15 protein-coding genes are annotated in these 21,043 nt (G+C 36.4%); 9 read left to right on the top strand and 6 right to left on the bottom strand.

Annotated features, from left to right (window positions below):
• The first annotated feature begins 54 nt into the window (after nt 1–54).
• Nucleotides 55–537, top strand: coding sequence for a septal ring lytic transglycosylase RlpA family protein (locus EKM05_RS05535; RefSeq protein ID WP_126554022.1), 483 nt, complete (start codon nt 55–57; stop codon nt 535–537).
• A gap of 1 nt (nt 538) precedes the next feature.
• Here EKM05_RS05535 and EKM05_RS05530 read toward each other — a convergent pair whose 3' ends face one another.
• On the bottom strand, nt 539–1,006 hold the full coding sequence (locus tag EKM05_RS05530) for a CYTH domain-containing protein (RefSeq protein WP_126554020.1): 468 nt from the start codon (nt 1,004–1,006) through the stop codon (nt 539–541).
• A 422-nt stretch (nt 1,007–1,428) separates the two neighbouring features.
• On the opposite strand from EKM05_RS05530, the gene EKM05_RS05525 reads away from it, so the two are divergent.
• The 3 genes from EKM05_RS05525 (at nt 1,429) to EKM05_RS05515 (ending at nt 5,260) form a co-directional block, all read left to right on the top strand.
• The gene (locus tag EKM05_RS05525) at nt 1,429–3,513 is read left to right on the top strand and encodes a site-specific recombinase (protein ID WP_233590879.1); all 2,085 of its coding nucleotides are present in this window, start codon (nt 1,429–1,431) and stop codon (nt 3,511–3,513) included.
• A gap of 54 nt (nt 3,514–3,567) precedes the next feature.
• Nucleotides 3,568–4,650: a DNA polymerase IV gene (dinB, locus tag EKM05_RS05520; protein WP_126554018.1), complete on the top strand. Its 1,083-nt coding sequence runs from the start codon at nt 3,568–3,570 to the stop codon at nt 4,648–4,650.
• Between the two features lie 94 nt (nt 4,651–4,744).
• Nucleotides 4,745–5,260 carry a PAS domain-containing protein gene (locus EKM05_RS05515; RefSeq protein ID WP_126457622.1) on the top strand — a complete coding sequence of 172 codons (516 nt, stop codon included), beginning with the start codon at nt 4,745–4,747 and terminating at the stop codon, nt 5,258–5,260.
• Nucleotides 5,261–5,321: 61 nt separating this feature from the next.
• Here the strand turns inward: EKM05_RS05515 and EKM05_RS05510 are convergent, their stop codons facing one another.
• On the bottom strand, nt 5,322–6,092 hold the full coding sequence (locus EKM05_RS05510) for a Bax inhibitor-1/YccA family protein (RefSeq protein WP_126554016.1): 771 nt from the start codon (nt 6,090–6,092) through the stop codon (nt 5,322–5,324).
• Between the two features lie 171 nt (nt 6,093–6,263).
• Complete coding sequence (gene lepA / locus EKM05_RS05505; RefSeq protein WP_126452060.1) at nt 6,264–8,060, bottom strand: translation elongation factor 4; 1,797 nt, start codon at nt 8,058–8,060, stop codon at nt 6,264–6,266.
• A gap of 294 nt (nt 8,061–8,354) precedes the next feature.
• Between lepA and dusB the strand changes: the two genes are divergently transcribed.
• Nucleotides 8,355–9,347 carry a tRNA dihydrouridine synthase DusB gene (dusB, locus tag EKM05_RS05500; protein ID WP_126457620.1) on the top strand — a complete coding sequence of 331 codons (993 nt, stop codon included), beginning with the start codon at nt 8,355–8,357 and terminating at the stop codon, nt 9,345–9,347.
• Between the two features lie 122 nt (nt 9,348–9,469).
• Here the strand turns inward: dusB and EKM05_RS05495 are convergent, their stop codons facing one another.
• Together EKM05_RS05495 and rbfA are read right to left on the bottom strand one after the other, a co-directional pair.
• Nucleotides 9,470–10,669 (bottom strand): FtsX-like permease family protein, encoded by a 1,200-nt coding sequence (locus EKM05_RS05495; protein WP_126554014.1) that lies wholly within the window; start codon nt 10,667–10,669, stop codon nt 9,470–9,472.
• A 3-nt stretch (nt 10,670–10,672) separates the two neighbouring features.
• Entirely contained in the window at nt 10,673–11,065 is a 393-nt protein-coding gene (gene rbfA / locus EKM05_RS05490) for a 30S ribosome-binding factor RbfA (protein ID WP_126452046.1), read from the bottom strand.
• Nucleotides 11,066–11,622: 557 nt separating this feature from the next.
• Here rbfA and EKM05_RS05485 point away from each other — a divergent pair.
• Genes EKM05_RS05485 through EKM05_RS05475 form a run of 3 tightly spaced genes read left to right on the top strand, consistent with a single transcriptional unit; the run spans nt 11,623 to nt 16,348 of the window.
• Nucleotides 11,623–14,460: a carboxypeptidase-like regulatory domain-containing protein gene (locus tag EKM05_RS05485; RefSeq protein ID WP_126554013.1), complete on the top strand. Its 2,838-nt coding sequence runs from the start codon at nt 11,623–11,625 to the stop codon at nt 14,458–14,460.
• 10 nt (nt 14,461–14,470) lie between these two features.
• Nucleotides 14,471–15,826, top strand: a complete 1,356-nt coding sequence (locus EKM05_RS05480) for a DUF5689 domain-containing protein (RefSeq protein WP_126554010.1) — start codon at nt 14,471–14,473, stop codon at nt 15,824–15,826.
• Nucleotides 15,827–15,886: 60 nt separating this feature from the next.
• Nucleotides 15,887–16,348 carry an FKBP-type peptidyl-prolyl cis-trans isomerase gene (locus tag EKM05_RS05475; RefSeq protein WP_126554008.1) on the top strand — a complete coding sequence of 154 codons (462 nt, stop codon included), beginning with the start codon at nt 15,887–15,889 and terminating at the stop codon, nt 16,346–16,348.
• 327 nt (nt 16,349–16,675) lie between these two features.
• Here the strand turns inward: EKM05_RS05475 and EKM05_RS05470 are convergent, their stop codons facing one another.
• Nucleotides 16,676–18,856 carry a glycoside hydrolase family 97 protein gene (locus EKM05_RS05470; RefSeq protein ID WP_126554006.1) on the bottom strand — a complete coding sequence of 727 codons (2,181 nt, stop codon included), beginning with the start codon at nt 18,854–18,856 and terminating at the stop codon, nt 16,676–16,678.
• Between the two features lie 713 nt (nt 18,857–19,569).
• On the opposite strand from EKM05_RS05470, the gene hflX reads away from it, so the two are divergent.
• Nucleotides 19,570–20,820: a GTPase HflX gene (hflX, locus tag EKM05_RS05465; protein ID WP_126456307.1), complete on the top strand. Its 1,251-nt coding sequence runs from the start codon at nt 19,570–19,572 to the stop codon at nt 20,818–20,820.
• Nucleotides 20,821–21,043: the final 223 nt, after the last annotated feature.

Genomic DNA, 21,043 nt, shown 5'->3' with positions numbered 1-21,043 from the left:
TTTTTTTATCTAGGTATGGTTTTTGTAAAATAGATTTAACTAAAAAAGACATAAATGAAAAAATCAATAACATTATTTTTTTTGTTGGCAATAATCACTTTAGCCAGTAGCCAAAGTTCCATCTCTGAAAGACAAAAAGCCACCATACAAAAAGACAGCATCAAAAAAAGTCGAACCGCAATGGAGCTGGAAGAAAAAAAAATAGACTCATTGATCTCTTCTTTAGGAAAATTTAAAATCTACAAAAAAGCCGCTCACGCATCCTATTACGCAGATAAATTCAATGGCAGAAGAACGACCAGCGGTACAAAATTTGACAATAATAAATATACCGCCGCCCACAAAAAACTGCCATTTGGTACCAAAGTCAAAGTGACCAATGAAAAAAACGGGAAGTTCGTAATTGTAGAAATTACAGATAGAGGCCCATTTGTCAAGTCTAGAGAGATTGATCTTTCTAAACGAGCATTTATGGATATTGCAGTTAATAAAAACAGCGGAGGGCTGCAGGTAACTATAGCCGTAATGAGTAATTAGATTACCAGTTTCTAAAAGGCGAAGTGCTCAAATAAGAATTGTAATAGCGGGAGTCTCCGGTGACTTCCTTGTCCAGCCAAGCTGGTTTTTCAAAAAATTCTTCTTCAGAGTTTAATTCAATTTCTGCCACAACCAGTCCTTGATTTTCACCATGAAATTCATCTACTTCAAAAATATGAGAGCCCACTTTTATTTCAAAACGAGTTTTATCAATAGCTCCCTTTTCACACAAAAGCAGTAATTTTTCAGCGTCACTAATGGAAATTTCTTTTTCCCACTCAAAACGGGACAGTCCGGAGTTATTAGAAATCCCCTTTATCGTCAGAAACCCCTTTTTTCCTTTTATTCGTACCCGTACCGTTCGCGCTGGTGCGGAACTCAAATAGCCCTGCGCAATATGATTTTGAGTAAAAGCAGATTCTTTATAGGAATCATCTTTGACTAAAAATTTTCTTTCTATTTCTATCATTTCAAGCGAAATTTGTTATTTTTAGTTATTTATTTTGTCAGTTCACTTGGCTCGTATCCAGATATTCATTTCAATTTTTACTCATAAATCTTTTTTCAATTTGTAAAAAATAGCGTCTTGGGTTGCTCTTTTTTAAATGAAAAATAGTTTTTTTCAATCGAAGATTTTTCATTGCTATCTGGGCTGATACCAGCAACCAAAGGTATTAAATATTTTGCTTTTGTTCCGTTTTTATCTCTTTGACAAAAGCGGAGTTTATGCTAGTTTGCTGTTTTTTATGTTCCAATTCTGTGTGTCGATTACCGATAATAGGAAGGAAATTTTGCGAATAGGTCTTTTTGTGCGTCCTCGAGCAATAATTTCAAGGATTTATTAATGAAAAATGATCAGTCTGTTCGTATTTTTACAAAAATTAAACAAAGTTGATAAAACCATTTTTTAAAAGAAAACACAAGCCAACTCCAGTGGGAGTGCTAACTGAATTTTTTGGGGAAGCAGAGTCTTGGCGTGATACAGAAGACAACCTGGAGCCTTTAGTGGAGTTAATTCGGTTGATTCGGCCTTTGCAGACAAAAAAATTGGCAACCGTGGATTTGCAGGATATTATTACTTTTTTGAAAGAAAATTATTCTTGTCGGAAACAACTTTCCCTTTATCTCAAAGAAATTCTCAAAGACATTAAGTTTAATAAAATCCTCACAGACGCAGCTATTTTACAAGATGTAGATTTTCTTTTTGAAGTCAAAAAAAGAATCTTTGCTAAGATATTGCCTTATCAACCTCAAAAAGACACTTTAGAATACATTTTCAATCAGGTTTTTTATCTAGCCAATGATGGGATTTGGGTAAATAAAATTCCAGTGGAGCAATTAGAGGAATTATACAGCCTTTTAAAATTCAAATCTATTTATGAAAGTGTAGCACCTCACTCCGTTTTATCAGAAATACTTGTTGCAATGCATCTTATTACACAACGCATCAGCGGTCGTGCCATGGAAACGGATGTGATTAAAATGGTACCTGAATTTGATGATTTTGAAAGTCCTTTTTCAGCTTTTGAAAAGGAATTGTTTCAAATAGAAGATCAGGTCCGGAGTTCTGATAATCATTTCATCACTATAGATGATTTATCTTATTCCCAATTGATGGTTTTGCATAAGCAATGCGAAGAATTTGTGGACAGAGCTTTTCATAATAGTTCTAAATATGGCATTTCACTTCGGGTAAACCAGAATTTACTAAAAATCAGACAGCAATTAGAGCGGCTTAAATTTTTAATTCCGTTGCTGATCGTTGAAAAAGAGAGTGATAAAAAAAACAATGGAATTATTTTAGCCTTGCGTTTGATAAAATTCAATTGCTACAAGAACAATGTTAGGAAATTTATAGCCGAAAGTACACAATTAATCTCCTATGAAATTACCCAGCACACGGCTAAAACAGGGGAACATTATATCACAGAAAGTCGCAAAGAATATTTTAAAATGTTCCGTACCGCCCTAGGTGGAGGGTTTATTGTAGGTATATTATGTGTCATTAAGGTTTTGCTTGCTAGCGCTGACACTAGTTTTTTTGGGCATGCTTTTCTTTATAGTATGAATTATGCTTTTGGATTTATTGCTATTTATCTTCTGGGGTTTACTTTAGCTACAAAACAGCCAGCGATGACTGCTGCTGCCTTGATAAAAGCTCTAGAAAAAGGAGTTGCAAAACAAGGGAAGGAGGCGGAGAAATATGAAGCTTTTGCCATTCTTTTTGCACGTGTTTTCAGGTCCCAGTTTATTGCATTTTTGGGGAATGTAATTATGGCTTTTCCAGTTTCATTGCTTGGAATTTGGGCTATTGATTACTTATTCCATTATAATATTGCTGCAACTAAATGGGAAACGTTACTTACAGACATTAGTCCCATTCATTCATTAGCTATTTTTCATGCGGCAATAGCAGGATTTTTTCTGTTTTTATCTGGAATTATTTCGGGAAGTATTGCCAATAGGGATAAACATAATCAGGTTTTTTTCCGGATAACGGAACACCCCATGTTGAAAAGAAGCTTAGGGAAAGTACGTACTTTAAAATTAGCCAAGCTGTACGAAAAAAGAGGGGCCGGAATTATTTCTAATTTTTGGTTTGGCGTTTTTATGGGAAGTACGGCTTCCGTTGGCTTGTTTTTAGGGTTGAATCTGGATATTAGACACATCACTTTTGTAAGTGGCAATCTAGCCTTAGGAGTGTATGGAGCAAATTATCAAGTAAGCAATACTATGTTGTTTTGGGGCATTTTTGGGATTGGAGTTATTGGGTTAGTGAATTTTACGGTCAGTTTTAGCCTTTCGTTGGGATTGGCGCTCCGCTCCAGGGCTATTTCTTTGTTTGAATTGCGATTTATTGCCGCTTCTATCTGGAATCATTTTAAATCCAGACCCATTAGTTTCTTTTTTCCAACGGAAAACAAAAAAAAATCAGAAGTAGTTGTCAATTATTTGAGTTCAGACGGTAAGAATTAATCAGAATGCTAGGTTCTTTGGAAGAAATCGAAGGGAATATTCAATTAGAACATTATGCAGGGATTCATTCCAGTAAGAAAAATTATTCACGTTGACATGGATGCTTTCTACGCCTCTGTGGAGCAATTGGACAATCCATTGTTGCGGGGAAAACCCATTGCAGTGGGAGGTTCAGAGAATCGAGGAGTTGTCGCTGCAGCAAGTTATGAGGCTAGGAAATTTGGCGTAAGGAGTGCCATAAGTGGCGTTATGGCTAAAAAAAACTGCCCAGAACTTATTTTTGTTACACCGAGATTTGATCGGTACAAAGAAATATCAAGAAAAATTCACAAGATTTTTTATGAATATACGGATCTAGTAGAGCCACTCTCACTCGATGAGGCGTATTTAGATGTCACTACAAATAAAAAAGGAAATCCTAGCGCCACTTTATTGGCACAGGAAATAAGACAACGCATTTTTAATGAAGTAGGTTTGACAGCTTCGGCAGGGATTTCAGTTAATAAATTTGTCGCTAAAATCGCAAGTGATTATAATAAACCCGACGGGCAGAAAACAGTCGATCCAAATGAAGTGATTGCATTTTTGGAAGAATTAGCCATTCACAAATTTCATGGGGTTGGAAAAGTAACCACCGAGAAAATGTACCAATTAGGGATTTTTACGGGAGTAGAATTAAAAAGTAAATCATTGGAGTTTCTGGAGAGACATTTTGGAAAATCAGGACATTTTTACTACAACGTAGTTAGGGGAATTCATAATAGTGAGGTTAAATCCAATCGAATCACAAAATCAGTAGCGGCAGAACATACTTTTGACGTCAACCTTTCTTCAGAAATTTTCATGATGGAGCAACTGGATCCTATTGCAAGTGCCTTAGAAAGAAGATTAAAAAAACAAACTATAGCTGGAAAAACAATCACTTTGAAAATTAAATACAGTGATTTTACCCAACAAACCCGCAGTAAAACCTTGCCTTATTTTATATCTGGCAAAGGACTGATTCTAGAGGTTGTGAAAGAACTTTTGTACCAAGAGCGCATGAAGGATTCCGTTCGTTTGCTGGGGATTTCTCTAAGCAATTTGAATACAGAGCAGAAAAAATTTGTTGTGGTGCAGCTGAAATTTGATTTCTAATGCAGAATGAAGGAGTTCAACAATGGTTAAAATCTGAAATTTGTAATTTTATCTTTGTGAATAAAATTACATTTGGTTCATTAAATTATGTATTATGAGCAATTTTAAAGAATATGAAGACGCTATTGCGATGTATCACAGCGCTTTAAGTATTAAGACGGTTCCTGTTTGTTCTTGGGATTTTCATAATGAATTTTTGAGTTCAGTCAAGAATGTTTTTTTGGATTTAAACAAGCTAAACTCAATTGCTTTGCAAAATAAATGGTCAAAAAATGATTGGGATCTCAATAGTAGCCTGAAAGAAGAGGTTGTTATTGTTACGGATGTAAAATTGAATATTATATTTGCTTCACACAACATGAAAAAAATGAACGGCTATGCAGAATCCGAAGTTTTGGGAAAAAGCCCTAAGATTTTTCAAGGGAAAGCAACGAGCAAGAGTACTTCAAGTGAAATTCGTACGGCAATAGTAGAGCAGAAACCTTTTGAAAAAACAGTGTTGAATTATAAAAAAAATGGGACTATTTATGTTTGTTTCATAAAAGGGTTTCCTATTTTCAACAATAAAGGGCTTTTAAGTCATTACATTGCTTTTGAGAAAGCAGCATAAAAAAGAGTGACTCTTTTACACTTTAAAAGGTTCACTCTTTTTTATACAGCTATTAGCACGATTAGTTTTTACTGTTTAATTTTGAGAGCAATCTTAAAAATTCAATATACAGCCAAACAAGGGTGATCATTAACCCCATGGCACCATACCATTCCATGTATTTTGGCATTTTTTGTTCAGCTCCTTTTTCGATGCGGTCAAAATCCAAAAACAGATTTAAAGCAGCAATCACAATTACAAAAACACTGATTCCAATACTCATCCATGAGCCGCCATAATGCACGGGCACAAAACTGGTGAACATTGAAAATACCCAAGATATAAGATAATACGTAGCAATTGCCAATGTTGCTGCCACAACTACCGATTTGAATTGTTCTGTTACCTTCACAATTTTATATTTATATAATCCCAGACAAATCATGAAGGTTACAAATGTAGCTCCTACGGCCTGAATGACAATTCCAGGATACATTGCTTCAAATATTGCTGAAATTCCACCAATAAATAAGCCCTCAAAAAGTGCGTAACCAGGAGCTAAATAGGGGGAATATTGAGGTTTAAACGCTGAAATTACGACTAGAATAAGCCCAACTACTGCACCGCCAATTGCCGGGACCATTGGGTTCATCCCATTAAAGGTCAACCACCATATTACTATAGCCGAAGCAGTAAGTAGTAAAAATAAAATCAAACTTTTATTTATGGTTCCTGACAAGGTCATCTCGTCATTATAATCAAGAATTGTGGTTTGATGTACTTGATCATTTTTTGAAGCTGCAGTAGAAAAAGGTTTAGTATTTAAAAATGGATTTTTAGAATTAAAATTCATAATTGTTATATTTTTTTGTTATTCAAATATACGCTTTTGTCTCTTTGTTTCTGAACACTAAAGTAAACAACCAATTTCGTATTTAAATCTGGGATGAAATACCTAGTTCACTCCTCTAAAAAAACCGGTACTATCGTCAGGGTAATTAATGACGAGAAAAACATCCTGTCATTAATCATTCAACTTCAAAACAGCCATGAACGCTTCTTGCGGAATTTCAACATTTCCAACCAATCTCATTCGTTTTTTACCTTTTTTCTGTTTTTCCAATAATTTACGTTTACGGGAAATATCTCCACCATAACACTTAGCGGTAACGTCTTTACGCAATGCTTTTATTGTTTCGCGAGAAATCACTTTTACCCCAATAGCCGCTTGAACAGGAATATCAAATTGTTGGCGTGGAATCAATTCTTTCAGTTTTTCACACATTTTTTTTCCTATTTGATATGCGTTGTCGGCATGCATCAAGGAGGATAATGCATCCACAATCGTAGCGTTCAATAAGATGTCTACTTTCACTAAATTAGAAGTTCGCAACCCAATTGGCGTATAATCAAAGGAAGCATATCCTTTAGAAACGGTTTTCAAACGGTCGTAAAAATCAAATACAATTTCTGCCAATGGCATATCAAAAGTCAACTCTACACGTTCCGTAGTCAAATAGGTCTGATTCGTAATCAACCCACGTTTTTCAATACACAAACTCATTACATTTCCAACATAATCGGATTTGGTGATGATAGTTGCCTTAATAAAAGGCTCTTCCACGTGGTCTAAACGAGAGGGCTCCGGCAAGTCCGAAGGATTGTTTACAATAAGTGGAGTTGTTGGATCCTTTTTGGTGTAAGCCAAATACGAAACGTTGGGAACCGTAGTAATCACTGTCATGTTGAATTCACGCTCCAAACGCTCTTGGATAATTTCCATGTGCAACATTCCCAAGAATCCACAACGGAAACCAAATCCCAAAGCAGCTGAACTTTCCGGTAAAAATACTAATGAAGCATCATTCAACTGCAATTTTTCCATAGAGTTTCGCAACTCCTCATAATCTTCCGTATCCACAGGATAAATTCCCGCAAAAACCATTGGTTTTACCTCTTCAAATCCTTTAATTATATTCGTTGTTGGCGTTTTCGCATCTGTCAATGTATCACCTACTTTTACTTCTTTCGCTTCTTTAATTCCAGAAATTAAATACCCAACATCACCGGCTGAAATCACTTGTTTCGGAACTTGGTTTAATTTTAAAGTCCCAATCTCGTCTGCAAAATATTCGTTTCCGGTAGCCATGAATTTTATCTTCTGACCTTTTTTAATCTGACCATTTTTTACCCGGAAAATAACTTCGATTCCTCGAAATGGATTGTAATGCGAGTCAAAAATCAAGGCTTGTAATGGCTCATCAACACTTCCTTTTGGAGGAGGAATTCGATCGATGATGGCTGCCAAAATATTTTCGACACCAAAACCAGTTTTACCAGATGCATGAATAATATCTTCTAATTTACATCCAAGTAAATCAATAATATCGTCACTTACTTCCTCTGGATTCGCGCTTGGTAAATCTACTTTATTCAAAACCGGAATAATTTCCAAGTCATTTTCTAAAGCCAAATATAAATTCGAAATCGTTTGTGCCTGAATGCTTTGCGCTGCATCTACAATCAAAAGTGCGCCTTCACAAGCGGCAATCGACCGAGAAACTTCGTACGAAAAATCCACGTGTCCAGGAGTGTCAATCAAGTTCAAGATGTATTCTTGTCCTTTATACGTATATTCCATCTGAATCGCGTGACTCTTAATCGTAATCCCACGTTCACGTTCTAGATCCATGTTGTCCAGCAATTGCGCTTTTTCCTCACGAGCGGTAACGGTTTGTGTAGCGCCAAGTAATCGGTCAGCAAGCGTGCTTTTCCCGTGGTCAATATGTGCAATAATACAAAAATTCCGTATGTGTTTCATTTTCTGTTGATATCAAATTTATTTGGGTTTACCCTGATTTTTTTTCAGGGCGTGACCACAAGGGTCGGGCTTTCCGCTACAATCTTTTCCTTTTTTAAAGAAAAAAGGAAAAGGATTTTCACTGCAATCCCTCACGCAATCGCCAAACAGCGACTATTAATCTGCAAATATAAGCTAAATTCAACAGTTTCAAAGTCCCGAATTCGTAAACCAACACCTTTAATACGAAGTCTTTCTCCTTTCTTCTTTTATCCTTTCAGCTAAATGTCGTAATTTTGCAAAAAATTAAGGACGATGATCAAGATTGGCAACATAATATTACCCGAATTCCCTTTACTTCTCGCACCAATGGAAGATGTGAGTGATCCGCCTTTTCGCAGATTGTGTAAAGCGCACGGTGCCGATATGATGTATTCTGAGTTTATTTCTTCCGAAGGATTGATTCGGGACGCCATCAAAAGCCGCATGAAATTAGACATCTTTGATTACGAACGCCCCGTTGGGATTCAGATTTTTGGTGGAGACGAAGAAGCGATGGCCATGTCCTCTAAAATTGTGTCTGCCGTAAACCCGGATTTAATCGATATTAATTTTGGTTGCCCTGTTAAAAAAGTCGTTTGCAAAGGAGCCGGAGCCGGCGTTCTTAAAGATGTAGATTTAATGATTCGCCTGACTAAAGCCGTTATCGATAGTACCCATTTGCCGGTAACCGTAAAAACCCGTTTGGGTTGGGACGATAACTCCATTAATATTGATGAAGTAGCAGAGCGTTTGCAAGATATTGGTGTTGCTGCTTTGAGCATACACGCCAGAACTCGTGCCCAAATGTACAAAGGCCATTCCGATTGGTCGCATATTGCCCGAGTTAAAAATAATCCAAGAATCACGATGCCTATTTTTGGTAATGGCGACATTGATTCTCCGGAAAAAGCATTGCAATATAAAAATGAATATGGTATCGATGGCATTATGATTGGTCGTGCTGCCATTGGTTATCCTTGGATTTTTGACGAAATCAAACATTACTTTAAAACGGGAGAACATTTGCCAAAACCTACCGTTATTGATAGAGTCGAAGCAGTTCGAAATCACCTCACTTGGGCCATGGAATGGAAAGGCGAAAGATTAGGAATTGTGGAAACAAGACCACATTACACCAATTATTTCAAAGGAATTCATTCTTTTAAACCCCACAAACAAAAATTAGTAACGCTGGACCGCCCTGAAGAATTATTCGCTGCTTTGAATGAAATCGAAGAAGCGTATGCGGGATATGAGTTGGTTTAAGCAGTATATATTAATCAACTTCTACCGCCAATTCGCTAATTTATAATAGCTTATTAATTAAACATCTTTGCTAAATCTAAAGAGTAATTTTTTTAAAAATTAGCGAATTAGCGGTAAAAAACTTACTCCAATAACTTCTTACTCACGCGACTACTTGCAATCAAGGATGCAATAAAGCCAAGCGTAATAATCGTCCCCATAACAATAAGTACATTTTCGAGAGAGAAAATCACAGGATAAGCCAGTGTAGGAGTAATCATTACAAGCTGAAGATGTTCTTGAAGTAGTACAATTATAATCCCTAAGGTTAGCCCAATAATTCCGCCAAAAACACTCAATAAAGTCCCTTGAAGCAGGAATATTTTTCGCAAATTTTTGATTTCAGTTCCCAAATTAAAAAGGGTTTTTAGATTCCCTTTTTTGTCTAAAATCATCATAATTAACGCGCCAATCAAGTTGAATAGTGCCACAACAATTACCAGAGTAAAGATTAAATAAACAACGATATTCTCGGTATTCAACATTTTGTAGAGCGAGTCGTTAAGTTGAGCCCTATTTTTTACGGTGATTTTATTCTTAAAAATAGTTTGAAGTTGATTTATAATAGCAGTTTCATCAGCACCAGTTTTTGCTTTGATTTCAATCCCGGAAACCTGATTGGTTTTGTATTCCAATAGTTCCTGCGCTAAACCCAAATCAGCAAAAACATATTTAGAATCTAAATCTTCGCTAATGGCGTAAATACCAACAGGAATTATATCCGTTTTGTTAAAGGCCTGTTCTTGATTTTCAATCGTGCCTTTTCCAGCTTTAGGCACCATTACTTCCAAATGATTATTAAAATCCAATAATCCCATCGAGAATTTCTGAGCAATTCCATACCCAACAACTACTTGATAGGTGTCAGGTTTAAACCATTGCCCATTGAAAAGTTTGGATTCAATAGCATTTACTTTGCTAAAATTAGCATCAACCCCTTTTAAGTACGTAACTTGTTGTTTTCCGTCAAAAGTAAATAAAACACGCTCTTCGATGATTTTGGTATACCAAGCAAGACCGTCTATTTTTTTGATTTGGCTTTCCTGATTGGGAGAAATCAAAAAGGATTTTCCTAAAGTGCTGCTTATTTTTAAATCCGGATCGATGTCATTGGTAAACGAAAGACTAAATACTTTTAGCCCGCTAAAAACGGATAAAACAACAAACAAAGCCATTGCACCAACAATAATTCCCATGCTGGCAATGCGATTGATGATGTTTATAGCATTGTTTTTACTATTGCTGAGGATGTATCGTTTGGCTATGTAGAGGGAGAAATTCAAACTTTATTGGAATCTGCGTTTGTCTAAAAGATCCCTGTTTTCTATAGGATTATCTCTGTTGGCTAACGCATTGTCAATTTTTTCAATGTAATCTAAAGAGTCGTCAATAAAGAAAACCAAATTAGGAACTTTTCTTAATTGCAAACGAACGCGTTGTGATAAATCATGTTTTATAGTTTTAGCATTGGACTTCACCGCCTCTAAAATTTCTTTGGCTTTGTCCTGAGGAAAAACGCTTAAATGTACTGTCGCCACTGATAAATCTGTAGTTACAGTAACTTTGGATACCGAGATAATTAAATTAGCTACTCCATTTTTTCTCACTTCACCTTGCAGAATATCAACCAAATCTTTTTGGATAACCCCACCTATTTTTTTCTGTCTATTTGTTTCCATAGTGCAAAAATACTACTTTTAAGTTTTATCCCGAAGTTTCGGGGCAAATTTTAAAAGTTACCTAACAATTGGTGCGTTTTTAGACGCTTTTTCCGAAGAATAAAAAAACACTTTAACTTTTATCAGGCCTTCAAATCGATAAAATCGCTAGTATTGGAAGCAAAAACAACAGATAATATTTGAATAAATAAGCTTAGGATCGTTTGAAAAGAATGAAAATTTTCAACTAAAACCGCGATGTTTTTGTATGTTTTTTATTTTTAACCTAAAGAGTAATTTATTTATTGAAAATCAATATGTTATTGTTTTTTTTGTACATTTAACATTATAATTCGTTCGTGACAACAGGCTGAATTTTAAATACCACTTTTTTCAGCATTATAGTAGTAAGGTTTTATACTCTTTTTCCAAAATTCATTTTTAATTGTTTTCAAAGTTATTCCCTTTCGGATGACGCTTTCTATGTTTTAGTTCAACCGTTGCAATTCATTGTAACGGTTGAACTTTTTATTGGAATTTATAATTTTTATTAAATAGAACCCTCATCGTTTGAATATATGAATAATTTTTACATAGCTTTCTTTTTCATGGTTCAACTGGGATGCATTACGGCACAAAATAACACAGGCTTTTTTGGAAAAATCATCGATTCAAAAACGCAAATTTCGTTAGGTTTTGTGGTTGTCAGTGTTCAAAACACGACTTTAATGCAACTCACTAAAACGGATGGTAATTTCAGTTTTGATACCGTTCCCACAGGAAATATTTTGCTTCTGGTACACAGTCAGGGTTTCAAAGATGGCTTGTATCCCGTTGAAATTACCGAAGGACAAATGCTGGATTTGGGAACCATATCTTTAGAACAAGACCAATCCATAGAGCAGCAAAACAGTATCATCACACTTATTGAAAGTGATTTTGGCGATGACAACAGCAGTTCCGAAAGTACTTCCGGACTCTTGCAATCCTCCCGAGATGCTTTTTTGCAAGCTGCCGCTTTCAACTGGGGACAAGCTCGTTTTAGAGTTCGGGGATTAGACAGCGAACATTCCACAATGATGATCAATGGCGTTTCCATGAATAAAATTTATGACGGCAGACCGCAATGGGGTGCATGGGGCGGATTGAATGACGCGCTACGTAATCAGGAATTTACCATGGGAACTGCCCCTTCGGATTATACGTTTGGGGGTATTTTAGGGACACAGGAAATCAATACGCGAGCCTCTATTTACAGACCAGGTTCTCGAATTTCATTTTCTGGGACCAATACCAATTACAGTTGGCGCACCATGGCTACGCATGCTTCCGGAATGAATTCCCGTGGCTGGGCTTTTGTAGTTTCGGCAGGAAAGCGCTGGGCGCAAGAAGGGTATTTTGAAGGCAGCAGTTATGATGCGAATTCCTTTTTTATAAGTCTCGAAAAAAAAGTAGGCGAGAAGCATTCGTTGAATCTCACGGCACTGTACACTCCGAATTCCAGAGCCAAAAATTCCCCTAATACAGCTGAAGTTACCCAATTGACAAACGTAAAATACAATTCGTATTGGGGTTTTCAAGAGAATGAAAAAAGAAATGCCCGCATCAAAACCATTGAAGAACCCATGATAATGCTGAATCATTATTTTAAAATCAATGATAAAACCAATTTGAATTCGAGTGTGACGTATCAATTTGGAACAATTGCCAACAGCAACATCGATTATCAAAATGCGAATAGTCCTGATCCAACGTATTATCGAAATATGCCCAGTTATTACAGCTCTCTTTATGCGCCTGATAATGGAGAATTCTCGGGTGCATTTACTCCGGATTATGAAAATGCAGAAAAAAGTAAAGCGGAATTTTTAGCCAATTCGCAAATTGATTGGACCGCATTGTACCAAGCCAATCAAAATCCGGTTTTGGATGCTAATGGAACAATTACGAGCTACGAACCCACAAAAAGCAAGTATGTTTTGTATGAAGATCAAGTAGAAGATCAAACAGCGGTGGCCACAACAAATTTGAGTGCGCAACTGTCGGAAAATATTTTTTTGAACGCAGGAGCATCTTTCAAAAAACTAAAATCGCATAATTCACAAAAATTGTTGGACTTGCTTGGCGGTTCCTATTTTGAAGATATCGATGCTTTTTATAGTGGAAATCAATCCCAGTCTGATTTGAATAGTCCCGACCGTCAAGTAGTTGTTGGGGATACGTACGGATACAACTATAATTATTTTGCCAATACTGTAGAAGCGTTTACCCAATTCAAATTCACCTACAACAAAGCGGATTTTTATCTGGCCCAGCATTTTTCTACTGCCAATTATCAAAGGGAAGGTCTGTACAAAAACGGAATTTATGAAACCAATTCCTTCGGGAAAAGCGAAAAAACAGCATTTGAAAACTTTGGCTTCAAAGCCGGATTCAATTTCAAAATCTCCGGCAAACAGCTGGTGACTTTTAATGCGGCGCATTTAACCAAAGCACCATCTTTGAAAAATACGTTTGCGAATTCCCGATTGAATAATGCGATTGTAGACGGAATTGAAAGTGAGAACATCAGCAGTTTGGACGCCAGTTACATCTATCGTTCCCCAAAACTCAAAGCCAGACTAACTGCGTATTATTCCTTAATTAAAAATGCTACTCAAATTTCCTTTTTTTATGCCGAAGGAATTTTTGATGATGGCTTCGGTTATTTAAATACCGATGCTTTTGTGAGTCAGACATTAACACAATTGAATAAGAAAAATGTAGGGGCCGAATTCAGTTTGGAATACCAATTAAGCCAAACATTTAAAACCACTTTTTCGGCCGCTTTCGGGGAATATACGTATGACAGTAATCCAAGAGTGACTTTGACAAACGATGCTGAAGCAACTCCAGAAAATACCAGTCCGGTTTTTGATTTTGGAACGGCTTCCCTCAAAAATTATAAGCAAGCGGGAATGCCGCAACGCGCATATTCCGTGGGAATTGAATATCGAGATCCAAAATATTGGTGGATTAGCGCCAATGTAAATTACCTCACCAACAGTTATATTGATATTTCTCCTATTTCCAGAACCGAAATATTTTATAAAAATCCCGCAAGCGGTTTCAATTTTCCAGAGGCAACGGAGGAACGGGCTACAGTACTTATAAAACAAGAAAAATTTGATCCAACGATGTTGCTCAACCTTGTGGGTGGAAAATCATGGAGAATTTACGGAAAGAATGTCGGGATTTTTGCCAGCATCAATAATGTACTCGATGTTACCTATAAAACGGGTGGTTATGAACAAGCCCGAAACGCAAATTTCAGACAAATTAATCAAGATGTTTCCAGTGGCACGCCTTCTTTTGGACCAAAATATTTTTACGGATACGGAAGAACGTATTTCGTCAATCTTTATATCAATTTATAAATTAAAGCACATGAAATCAATATTTTGCAAACCGGTTCTATTTTTACTGTTGACAATCACTTTCAGCAGTTGCGTAACGGATGAGGTTGTGGCTCCAAAACTCATTTGCACCCAGTCAGATTTAGTTGTAAATAAAACAGTTAACGAAGTTCATGCTGTTGCGAATGCCATTGTAACACAGTACAAATACGAGGATGTCATCGAGGCGTATGTGGTTTCCAGCGATGAATCGGGAAATTTTTTCAAGTCGATTTCCTTTCAGACTTTGGCAACAGCCACAACGCCAGCCATAGGATTTAGCGTTCCTGTGGATGCTACCAACTTGTATATTGACTATAGATTGGGCAATAAAGTATATATAAAATTGAAAGATCAATATACGGATATTTCATTTGGCGGGATGCGTATCGGAAGTATTTTTGTGAATTCCTATAATGAAGGTGGCGTGGGGCGACTTTCACAAAATGAGTATAAAAAAGTGTTGAATGCGTCGTGTAGGAATGTAAAGGAGGAGGTTTTGGTTCGGTCGTTAACCATGTCGGAACTGCTGAATGATTCTAATTTGAATACGTTGGTCGAATTGTCTGATGTTCAGTTTTCAGCTTTGGCAATAGGGCGTCATTATTTTGAAGAAACCAATAATGTGGGCGGTGCGACAAATTGGGGATTAGTAGATAAATTAGGCAATCAAGTCTATTTTAGAACGAGTAGTTTTTCTGATTTTTCGACTAAAGTTGTTCCCGATGGAAGCGGAAAAGTAAGGGGAATTTTGACAAAATACGGAACGGATTACCAATTATTGTCGCGTTCCGAAAAAGATGTGGTGATGACCGGAAGCAGAGCTGTTCCTTTTTTCTCCCAAGATTTTGAAAAAGTTGTCGATAAGTCGAATTTGAGTCTTCCCGGCTGGGCAAATATGGTTCAAAAAGGAACACTTTTCTGGAAAGGCACCGTTTATTCCGGTAACGGGTATGCCGAGTTTGCCATTAGCGGAACTAAAGTTGTTTCGAATGTGGCTTGGTTGATCTCGCCAAAAATTGACATGGATGTTCATACGAAAGAAGTCCTTACTTTTAGAAGCGCTCAGCATCATTTAGACGTTGATTCCCAGTTAAATTCCTTGGAAGTGTATGCTTCCAGTAATTTTGACGGATTGAATTTTGCAACTGCCACTTGGATTCCCTTAATGGTTAATTTGCCCAAACAAGCCACGCCTTGGTATCAATTTATAGGAAGTGGCGCAGTAGATTTATCTGCATTCCAAGGTAAAATCAGCATTGCTTTTAAATATACAGGCTCCGGAAAAAACCTGGCTTTGGATGGCGCTTTTCAAGTAGATGACGTCCAGATTTTTGGTGATAAATAATTTTTATAAAAGGCTTTGCTTGAATTACTATATTTGCAACTTTAACATTTAAATTAAATTATGAAATCTACTTTATTAGCCCTAATTTCTTTATTATTTGTTTCTTGTTTATCGGATAACGAAGCATCTAAACCTGTTGATTACACGGTTCAAAACGAAAAAGAAATCGTGGATTACATTGCGAAAAATAAATTGACTGCCACAAAAACCGATTCAGGATTGTATTATGTGGTTAATGAAGCGGGAACTGGAGCTCAACCAACAGCTTCATCTAATGTAACAGTAGCCTACAAAGGATATTTTACTAATGGAAATATTTTTGATCAAAGTGATGCTTCAGGCATTTCATTTGGTTTGAACCAAGTGATAAAAGGATGGACAGAAGGTATTCCCTTTTTTAAAGAAGGAGGAAACGGAGTTCTTTTAATTCCTTCTCATCTGGGTTATGGAAGCAACGGTAGTGGACCTATTCCAGCAGGATCTGTTCTTGTTTTCAATGTTAAACTGATCAAAGTAAATTAGTTAAAGAGAAAGATAAAACTAAAAAAGGCTGTCTAGATTTTCTAGGCAGCCTTTTCTGTTTTATGAATTTATGTGGTAGAATGAATTACAATACACGGATTATTATTATGAACTCGTTGGGTGTAATTAAAGAAAATTTCAATTAATCTTTAATAAAAAATTTGAACCGCATAGAGACATAGAAAAAAAGAGTAAGATAGCCTAATTCTTGGGTTCACATAGCTATGGTTTTCTAGGAAAAAGTGGAACGCATTACGGAATTTTAAAATCTATATTTCTATGTGGTTAAAAAATTAAACAAATTGAATTACACCCAACGGCTTATTATTATTTAATTTCAACGATGCTTATCGCATAACCTCCACCGGGCGCACTGAGTTGTGCCAGTTTTGATTTGTTAGTCACCGTCATTTTACGAATCGTATACGCTTGTGGATTGGTTTTATAATGTGCCTCTTTTGCATCAGCATAAATAGTGGCAACATATTTTTTTCCTTTTTCCAAAAAATCAAATTTGATGGTTGATGTACGAGAAGTATCGCCATTTACATTACCAATAAACCAATTGTTCGTCACTTTTGCTTTACGCGCAACAGTAACATATTGACCAGGTTCTGCTTCAAGGTATTTGCTGTCAGACCAATCTACGGCTACATCTTTGATGAACTGAAAAGCATCAGGAAAGCGATCGTAATTTTCCGGTGTATCGGCTGCCATTTGCAACGGGCTGTACATCGTTACGTACAATGCCAATTGATTTGCAATCGTACTGTTGACATGGGAATTATTATCCGGATTCAATTTGCTTAAATCCATTTCAAAAATCCCAGGAGTATAATCCATCGGTCCGCCTACTAAACGGGTAAAAGGCAACACTGTCACGTGATTGGGTTTAGAACCACCAAAAGCTTGGTATTCTGTTCCTCTTGCTGCTTCGTTACCAATTAAATTGGGATAGGTTCTTGAAATTCCCGTTGGACGAACCGCTTCGTGAGCATTCAACATAATTTTATATTCGGCTGCTTTTTCCAAAGCATATTGAAAGTGATTGACAATCCATTGGCTGTAGTGGTTTTCGCCTCTTGGCATAATATCACCTACATAACCACTTTTTACAGCATTGTATCCATTGTCTTTCATAAACTGATACGCTTTATCCATGTGGCGCTCATAGTTACGCACAGATCCTGAAGTTTCATGGTGCATCATCATTTTAATACCTTTTGATTTGGCATATTCATGCAATCCTTTGACGTCAAAATCCGGATACGCAGTCAGAAAATCAAAAACATAATCTTTGGAATGACCAAACCAGTCTTCCCAACCTTCGTTCCAGCCTTCTACTAAAACGGCATCAAAACCGTGTTTAGCGGCAAAATCAATGTATTTTTTTACATTAGTGTTGTTGGCACCGTGTTTTCCATTTGGTTTCGCTTTTGAAAAATCAGAAACGCCAAGTTGTACCGTTGGAAATTCATCCGTATACGCCCAAGAACTTTTTCCGGTGATCATTTCCCACCAAACACCTACATATTTAACGGGTTTTATCCATGATGTATCTTCAATTTTGCTTGGGTCATTCAAGTTCAATGTCATTTTTGAAGCCAGAATTTCTCTTGCGTCATCACTAACAATTATTGTACGCCAAGGCGAATGATTTGGGGCCTGCATGTATCCTTTGTCTCCTTTGGCATCTGGTGTTAACCAAGATTCGAATACCATATTTTTATCATCTAGATTCAAATGCATGCACGAATAATTGATTAATGCTGCTTCATGTAGATTGATATACAATCCATCTGCTGTTTTTAGCATTAGCGAAGTCTGTACTCCTGTTGTAGAAAAAGACTTTTGAGAAACATTTGCGGTAGTTGCTTTTTCTGATAAGCCTCGGATTTCCGATAATTTTGATGTGGTGTAATCGTATTCTTGAGTGTCATAATCACCCGGAATCCAAAATGCAGTATGATCTCCTGTCATGGCAAACTGAGTTCTTTCTTCTTTAATTACAAAATAAGTAAGGTTTTTTTGCGAAGGAAATTCATAACGAAATCCTAAACCATCGTCAAACAAACGGAAACGAATCACAATCTTTCTGTCTGTTTCTTTCTGATTTAAGGTTACTGCCAATTCGTTATAATGATTGCGAATGGAAGCTACTTCTCCCCAAACGGGTTTCCAGTTTTCATCAAAAGTGGCTGTTTGGGTATCTGTTATCGTGAAATTATTTAACAACGAATTTTTATCAAAAAGTAATTCTTTTTCAGCGGGATTAGTACTATATGTCAAATCAAACAACATTGTTTTTTTGTCGCTTTTTAGTTCGAGACCCAGTTTACTAGGTTTTATAACGACGTTATTTTTGTAGCTCAAAGTGTAACTTGGAGTGCCGTCACTTAACAATGAAAAATCCATTGTGAATTTTTGGTTGGGTGATTTTAATTGTTGTGCCGCAACGTTACTCAAGAACGTTAAAGTGAATAGTAGTGAAAAAAGATAATGCTTCATTTTTATTGAATATAAATTACTAGTTGATTTTTGGTTTTATAATTCGGCTTGATTTTTACGAGATCGTTTTATTTAAAACAGTAACAAAATTGTAGTTATCGCTGCAATTTCTTAAAAAGTAAAAGTAAACTCTTTATTGTTTATTTCACACTCTTTCCAGTGGAATAAAATTTGGAATGATGTACAGTTTTGTTCAATTTAATTGATAGTAAGTCAAAATTAGCGCCTAAACTGTTTTCAAATGATGCACTTTATTAAAATAGAACTAACATTTAATGTGTGCGAGGCAAGAATAAAATTTTTTAAAATAACTGTAAATTTGGCAAATTTTTTTAGCCACGAATTATCCTAATTTTCACTGATTTTTTTGAAATCAAATGGTGATTTGTGGCAAAATTTTTCTTTAGAAATAATCATTACGACCCGCTGATAAAAAAGATTTGGCAGATACTCACAGATTATTTATCGCTAAGAGAAAAAATCCGTTTAATCTGTGCTAATCTGTGGCAAAATTTTTCTCGTTCTGGAGTTAAATAGCAGTTTCATCTGGAGAAATACACGGCTGAATTTATTTTATTCGCAGGAAAACATTTCAGCAGTATAATTTTCGGATCGACCAAAAAACTATCATTATTTACGGCTTCTAATTTTTTATAAACCCAGAACTCAATAAGTCCCTGACAAATCATTAAATTTGTAACTTATTCAAAAATATGTTAGAAAAAGAAGTAATAAATTTCGAAAAGACGGCTATAGTTGGTATTGTAACTCAAAACCAAAGTGAAGAGAAGCTGCGCGAATATCTTGACGAATTAGAGTTTTTGACTTTTACCGCAGGAGGGCAAGTGGTGAAACGTTTTTCGCAAAAAATGGAACGTCCTAATCCCAAGACTTTTGTTGGTACCGGAAAAATTGAAGAGATTCATCTTTTTGTAAAAGAAAATGATATCTCGACTTTGGTATTTGATGATGAATTATCACCTTCACAACAAAAAAATATATCTAAAATCATAACGGAATGTAAAATTCTGGACAGAACGCACCTTATCTTGGATATTTTTGCGCAACGTGCTGAAACTTCGTACGCCAGAACGCAAGTAGAATTAGCGCAATGTCAATATTTATTACCAAGGCTTTCCGGAATGTGGACGCACCTTGAACGCCAAAAAGGGGGAATTGGAATGCGTGGTCCCGGGGAAACGGAGATTGAAACCGACAGACGTATTGTTCGTGACCGAATCGCGTTATTGAAAGAAAAAATAAAAACCATCGACAAGCAAATGGGTGTGCAGCGCGGCAATCGTGGCGCTATGGTTCGTGTGGCTTTGGTGGGATATACTAATGTGGGGAAATCAACCTTGATGAATGCCGTTGGTAAAAGTGATGTTTTTGTAGAGAATAAACTTTTTGCTACGCTGGACACCACCGTCCGAAAAGTAGTTATTAAAAACCTTCCTTTCTTGCTTTCGGATACGGTAGGATTTATCAGGAAATTGCCAACACAACTGGTTGATTCTTTCAAAAGTACGCTGGATGAGGTTCGCGAAGCGGATTTGTTATTGCACGTAGTTGATATTTCGCATCCTGAATTTGAAGATCATATTGCATCCGTAAACCAAACTTTATTGGATATTAAGGCAAATGACAAACCGGTAATTATGGTTTTCAATAAAATTGATGCTTACCAGCATTTGACTATTGACGAAGATGATTTAATGACCGAAAAAACGCCAAGACATTATACGCTGGAAGAATGGAAATCGACTTGGATGAGCAGAGTAGGCGAGCAAAATGCGTTGTTTATTTCGGCTACTAACAAGGAAAATTTTGAGGAATTCAGAGAACGTGTTTATGAAGCCGTACGTCACATTCACATTACCCGTTTTCCGTACAATAAGTTTTTATATCCGGATTATAAAGACGCGGTGGAGAAAGAAGACAAAGACGCGGAAGAAATGGAATAATTTTCTCCAAAACATAAAATAAACCAATCCCTTTTGAAGTTTTAAGAGGGATTTTTTTTGGGCATGCCCAGCTGTATCAGGTTGTACGCTGCACAACAAGTTCTCATAAAACGTGGCTGAACGAAGTAATTAAAAAAAGATATAATTAGGGATGAATTAATTTGGAAATTATTCTCGTTTTAAAAAAGCAACTAAGAATGTTGTTAGGGTTGAAAGTCTCAAA

Origin of the sequence: Flavobacterium sp. GSP27, assembly GCF_003970395.1 — a bacterium.
Taxonomy (GTDB): domain Bacteria; phylum Bacteroidota; class Bacteroidia; order Flavobacteriales; family Flavobacteriaceae; genus Flavobacterium.
This window is presented reverse-complemented; position numbering and strand designations above follow the sequence as displayed.

Excerpts from the sequence above, each read along its gene's own strand:
- dusB (WP_126457620.1), top strand. The coding sequence starts at position 8,355 with ATGATCAAGATTGGCAACATAATATTACCCGAATTCCCTTTACTTCTC.
- EKM05_RS05485 (WP_126554013.1), top strand. The coding sequence starts at position 11,623 with ATGAATAATTTTTACATAGCTTTCTTTTTCATGGTTCAACTGGGATGC.
- dinB (WP_126554018.1), top strand. The coding sequence starts at position 3,568 with ATGCAGGGATTCATTCCAGTAAGAAAAATTATTCACGTTGACATGGAT.
- EKM05_RS05515 (WP_126457622.1), top strand. The coding sequence starts at position 4,745 with ATGAGCAATTTTAAAGAATATGAAGACGCTATTGCGATGTATCACAGC.
- EKM05_RS05535 (WP_126554022.1), top strand. The coding sequence starts at position 55 with ATGAAAAAATCAATAACATTATTTTTTTTGTTGGCAATAATCACTTTA.
- lepA (WP_126452060.1), bottom strand. The coding sequence starts at position 8,060 with ATGAAACACATACGGAATTTTTGTATTATTGCACATATTGACCACGGG.
- EKM05_RS05480 (WP_126554010.1), top strand. The coding sequence starts at position 14,471 with ATGAAATCAATATTTTGCAAACCGGTTCTATTTTTACTGTTGACAATC.
- rbfA (WP_126452046.1), bottom strand. The coding sequence starts at position 11,065 with ATGGAAACAAATAGACAGAAAAAAATAGGTGGGGTTATCCAAAAAGAT.
- EKM05_RS05470 (WP_126554006.1), bottom strand. The coding sequence starts at position 18,856 with ATGAAGCATTATCTTTTTTCACTACTATTCACTTTAACGTTCTTGAGT.
- hflX (WP_126456307.1), top strand. The coding sequence starts at position 19,570 with ATGTTAGAAAAAGAAGTAATAAATTTCGAAAAGACGGCTATAGTTGGT.
- EKM05_RS05475 (WP_126554008.1), top strand. The coding sequence starts at position 15,887 with ATGAAATCTACTTTATTAGCCCTAATTTCTTTATTATTTGTTTCTTGT.
- EKM05_RS05510 (WP_126554016.1), bottom strand. The coding sequence starts at position 6,092 with ATGAATTTTAATTCTAAAAATCCATTTTTAAATACTAAACCTTTTTCT.
- EKM05_RS05530 (WP_126554020.1), bottom strand. The coding sequence starts at position 1,006 with ATGATAGAAATAGAAAGAAAATTTTTAGTCAAAGATGATTCCTATAAA.